Source organism: Staphylococcus microti (assembly GCF_000934465.1).
In the GTDB taxonomy this organism is placed as follows: domain Bacteria; phylum Bacillota; class Bacilli; order Staphylococcales; family Staphylococcaceae; genus Staphylococcus; species Staphylococcus microti.
Window position 1 is genome coordinate 1 of record NZ_JXWY01000037.1, and the last position, 225, is coordinate 225.

The 225-nt window shown below is 36.0% G+C and carries 1 protein-coding gene; it reads right to left on the bottom strand.

Annotated features, from left to right (window positions below; translation table 11 throughout):
* The coding region (locus TP70_RS06435) for a hypothetical protein (protein WP_248783009.1) at window positions 1–193 on the bottom strand (193 nt) is incomplete at its 3' end.
* Window positions 194–225 lie beyond the last annotated feature (32 nt).

Consider the following 225-nt stretch of genomic DNA (forward strand, 5'->3'; position numbering starts at 1 on the left):
TATTACCTTTAACTACTTTACCAGTTTCTTCGTCACCATCTTGAACTTTTACAAGCACATACTCTTGACCATCTTTACCAGTGATTTCTTTCGGAATTTCAGTTCCGTTTTCATTTGTATTGTATGTTTTACCAACTGGTGATTTCTCCGTATCCATTGTTGGATCTTTAATAACTTCTCCAGTCTCATTCACATAATGAACTGTTACTGTTCCTGCTGGAACGT